This window comes from Butyrivibrio sp. AD3002, from assembly GCF_000420905.1.
In the GTDB taxonomy this organism is placed as follows: Bacteria; Bacillota; Clostridia; order Lachnospirales; family Lachnospiraceae; genus Butyrivibrio.
The window spans coordinates 1-4,836 of record NZ_ATVV01000057.1; the positions used below are offsets into that span (position 1 = coordinate 1).

At 36.4% G+C, this 4,836-nt stretch carries 1 protein-coding gene and 2 pseudogenes; 2 read left to right on the forward strand and 1 reads right to left on the reverse strand.

What is annotated here, in order from left to right:
* Window positions 1–454 (reverse strand): annotated as a pseudogene (locus tag G596_RS23185) (transposase); the annotation flags it as partial.
* Window positions 455–599: 145 nt separating this feature from the next.
* Between G596_RS23185 and G596_RS24255 the strand changes: the two are divergent.
* Both G596_RS24255 and G596_RS23195 read left to right on the forward strand, forming a co-directional pair.
* Complete coding sequence (locus G596_RS24255; RefSeq protein WP_022763561.1) at window positions 600–2,828, forward strand: fibronectin type III domain-containing protein; 2,229 nt, start codon at window positions 600–602, stop codon at window positions 2,826–2,828.
* Between the two features lie 546 nt (window positions 2,829–3,374).
* Window positions 3,375–4,836: pseudogene (locus tag G596_RS23195) on the forward strand (transposase); the annotation flags it as partial.

Below are 4,836 nucleotides of genomic sequence, written 5' to 3' on the forward strand. Positions count from 1 at the left end.
TTTTATACCAACGATCATTTTTTATGATTCCGAAAGTACCTTCCGCTTGAATGGATCTGTTCATTCTAAGGAGTGCTCCCTGGATGCTTTCAAGATTATTTATAACCTCCTGATGCATAGCGGTCAGTTCTTCGTTTATTCTTATGGTTCTGTTTTTATCTGTCTTCTTGCACTTTGCTGCATAGGGACATCCGCTGCAGTCTTCACACTGATAGACTTCTTCCTGTCGGCCATACTGGTTTCCTTTTACATGCTGCCTGTATAGAAAGTTGAAGCTCTTCCCATTAGGACAACGCATTTTCCCATCATCACCGATCTCAAAATTAACAGCTCTGAATGGATCGTTGTGATATTTCTTATCGGTCGTCTCCTTTTTAAACATTGTGAACTTCATGTACTTTTCCATGCCTTTTTGCTCGCAAAAGATATAATTATTGAACGAGCCATATCCAGCTGTAAGTGGTAAACTATTTTCCATAATCCGGGCGAAGTCATAATCCAGATTATTCTTGACATTTGACGCAAATTTGTGATATGAATTAAAAGATACGCATTTGCTTAAGTCCCGTTTTTGTTTCTATTGAAGGGTGTTAGTTAAAATGAATAAGAAAAGAATTGTTTCGCAATCATGTATTTTGATGGTATTGCTTGCTTTATTAGTCATAAAAAAAGATGCTAAGGCAGCAGCTTATGTTGATGGTGGGACTAGTGCTCCCTCTATATTTGGTAGTGCCACATGGAATTTGTATGATGATGGTTCCCTGAAAATCGAAGGTTGGGGAGATATGCCATCGATTCATTATAATTATGAAAAATATGCTGGAAGAATAAAAAGTGTAACTATTACCGGTTTATTTACTTCTATTGAGAGTCACGCATTTGATGGATGCAGCAATCTAACAAGCGTAACAATCCCTGATTCTGTTACATGTATTGGTAATAATGCATTTGATGAATGTACGAGCCTTACAAACATAACGCTCCCTGATTCTCTTACCTATATTGGAGATAGCGCATTTTCTGGATGTACGAAACTTACAAGCATAACGATTCCTGATTCTGTTACATATATTGGAGGAACTGCATTTTATAAATGTAGCAGTCTTTTAAATTTATCAATTCCAAATTCTGTTACATATATTGGTGGAAGTGCTTTTCAGGATTGCAGCAAGATTAGAAGTGTAACGCTTTCTAATTTAGTTACCACCATTGAAAGTAATACTTTTGGTGGATGCAGCAGTCTTACCAGCATAACAATACCAAATTCTGTTACATATATTGGGTGTTCTGCTTTTCAAAACTGCAGCAGCCTTACAAGTATAGCAATCCCTGATTCTGTTATACAAATTGCGGATAACACATTTTTGGGATGCAGCAGCCTTACAAGCATAACAATCCCTGATTCTGTCAAATATATTGGAGAATGTGTATTTTGGCACTGTAGTAGCCTTTCCAGAGTTACACTATCTAATTCTATTACATCGATTACTGGAAAATTATTTGAAGACTGCGGTAAGCTTACAAGTATAACTATCCCTAATTCTGTTACAACTATTAAGGGATGTGCGTTTTATGGATGTAGCAATCTTACAAATGTAACAATACCAAATTCTGTTACACATATTGGTGGAAGTGCTTTTCAGAACTGTAGTAATCTTACGTCTATAATAATCCCAGATTCTGTTACTACTATTGATGGATCTGCATTTGAAGGATGCCGTTCTCTTGTAACCATAACGATTCCAAATTCGGTTACAACAATTTATCCGAGTTTATTTAAGGACTGTACTAGTCTTAGAAGTGTTACACTTCCTAATTCTCTTACAAACATTGGTGCATTTAGTTTTAGAGGATGTACAAGCCTTACTGATATATATATTCCTAAATCCGTTACTTGTATAGAGTTGCTAGCATTTAAAGACTGCACTGCTCTAAAAAACGTATCAATTTCTGACTCAGTTTTATCTATTGGTGAAGAAGCTTTTTCAAGATGCAGCAGCCTTACAGAAGTAGCAATCCCTTCCTCAGTTTCATCTATAGGAAAGGATGCATTTTATAATTGCACTATGCTTGAATATGTAACAATTTCAGATAAGTTTTCTAAATCCGAGCTTGAAAATAGCTTTAGAAACACTCCCTGGCTTAATAAATATCTGGAATCATCAGTAGTAAAGTATACAATTGAATTTAATGGAAATGGTGCGACTAGCGGCAATATGAATGCAATAATCGCTGAATCGGATCAGGATACTATACTTCCTAAAAATTCATTTACCAAAGAAAACTGTGTATTTGATGGATGGACATACACTTTATCGGGTTCAATGTATGAAAACAGCTGTAGTGACGGCTCATCAATTAATTTGTCTAAAGAGACTGCAAAGGCGAATCCAACGATTACTCTATGCGCCCGCTGGAATATGATAGAAAGTAATGCCGATACAGCTGACGATAATCAGGAAACCACTCCTGATCATGAACAGAAGGATACAAAAACAACTGCTGATGATACTACTACACAGATAATCGATAGCAGTTTAAAAACAAGTAAAATATCCAAACTGTCTGCAGAAAAAAAATCCATTACCATCAAATGGAAAAAGGTAACACAAGGTACAAAAGGCTACGAAATACAATATAGCCTTGATAAGAAGTTCAAAAAGGATGTAAAGACTCTTAATATCAAAAAAAGCAAAACGACATCCAAAACAGTTAAAAAGCTTAAGTCCACCAAAAAATACTATGTAAGAATTCGCACCTATAAAATTAAAAATAAAAAGAAAGTTTATTCTAATTGGAGTAAAACCATGAGTGTAAAGACAAAATAAAAATTCTTACCATCATGTATCCGAAAGTGCAAAAAAGTGGGGCTGTCGCTTTAGATGATTAAATCATCTGGGCGAGGCCCCTTTTGCATGCCATAAATTATGGATTTTAGAAGTAAGTATGTTTACTTTTGCCAAAAATAGAGTACCGTATAATCTCCTTGTAGGATTTTGTTTAGTCGCATAAACATATTTTACAGCAAAAACCGGGCTTTTCGAAGTCCGGTTTTTGTGTTATGTGAAGGTGTTTACTGACAGCCCAGCCCCGCAGGTGTCTGTACAGAAATGTGCAGTTCTCGGACGAGGATGTTGATTTTCAAAACGAAGAAAGCATCAAATGCCGATTTCTCTGAGCAACGTCGAAATGAGGCATTTGATGCTTAATGAGTTTTAGAAAATCACACCACAGACGAAAACAAACATTTCTGTGCGGATGCCTGAGGGGCTGGGCGTTAAAAAGGGGCTGTGAAATAATCAGTCCATGAAAAAAAGAGAAGTAATAGCTGGAAATAGCCAATTACTTCTCTTTTTTCATGGTAAAATATTACCATGAACAATCAAACCAATTCTTATAATACTATAAATCAGGGCGTTTTACCATTTTTTATTTCAGATTGTTTGGATATCTGTGATCCGGTTTTTACTTTTGACGAACTCATAGGAGGTATGAATCTTGAGAAGTATCTGAAAAATGTGCCAGAGCATAAGCTTGGCAGAATCAGATATAATCCAGTCAAAATGCTGAAAACCGTACTATTCGGCTTTATGAGTGAAGGATATATTTCACTAAGAGGACTTCAAGAAAACTGTAGGGTTAACATTCGATTTATGTATCTTATGGACAGAGAAACTCCTTCTTACAGAACCTTCAGCTATTTCATAAACGATGTGTTACAGGATTCAATAGAGGATATTTTCAATGATATTAATCAGGAAATATTCAGCAGGCATAAAGTTGACCTGAATCATCTTTACATTGATGGTTCGAAGTTTGAAGCTAATGCTAACAAATATACTTGGGTATGGAAGAAGGCAACGGAAAAATCCCGTTACCGTCTTTTTGAAAAGATTACTGAATTACTGCAAGAAATCAACAACGATCTTCAGTGGAGTGGAATCAAGATTGAGACTAATACAGAGTACATGCCTGAGTATATGAATCAGATAACAGAACGTTTTTCCGAGATATGGAAACTTGATATTTCTGCTTTTGTTTCAGGGAAAGGTCATAGGAAAACTGTCCAGCAGCGACAGTATGAAAAACTTGTAGAGTACACAACAAAACTCAATGAATATGTCACAAAAATCAGCATCTGCGGAGAAAACAGGAACAGCTATTCAAAGACAGATCCTTCCGCTACATTCATGAGAATAAAGACAGACTACATGGGAAACGACCAGCTTCTTCCCGCATACAACGTTCAGATTGGTGTAGCTGATGAAGACATAGCAGTTGTTGATGTTAATCAATACAGATATGACATGGTCTGCTTCATACCGTTGATGAATAAGTATTATGAAACATATGGCTTTTATCCAAAATATCCTGTGGCTGATGCTGGATATGGCTCGTTCAATAATTATATCTTTTGCGAGCAAAAAGGCATGGAAAAGTACATGAAGTTCACAATGTTTAAAAAGGAGACGACCGATAAGAAATATCACAACGATCCATTCAGAGCTGTTAATTTTGAGATCGGTGATGATGGGAAAATGCGTTGTCCTAATGGGAAGAGCTTCAACTTTCTATACAGGCAGCATGTAAAAGGAAACCAGTATGGCCGACAGGAAGAAGTCTATCAGTGAGAAGACTGCAGCGGATGTCCCTATGCAGCAAAGTGCAAGAAGACAGATAAAAACAGAACCATAAGAATAAACGAAGCACTGACCGCTATGCATCAGGAGGTTATAAATAATCTTGAAAGCATCCAGGGAGCACTCCTTAGAATGAACAGATCCATTCAAGCGGAAGGTACTTTCGGAATCATAAAAAATGATCGTTGGTATAAAA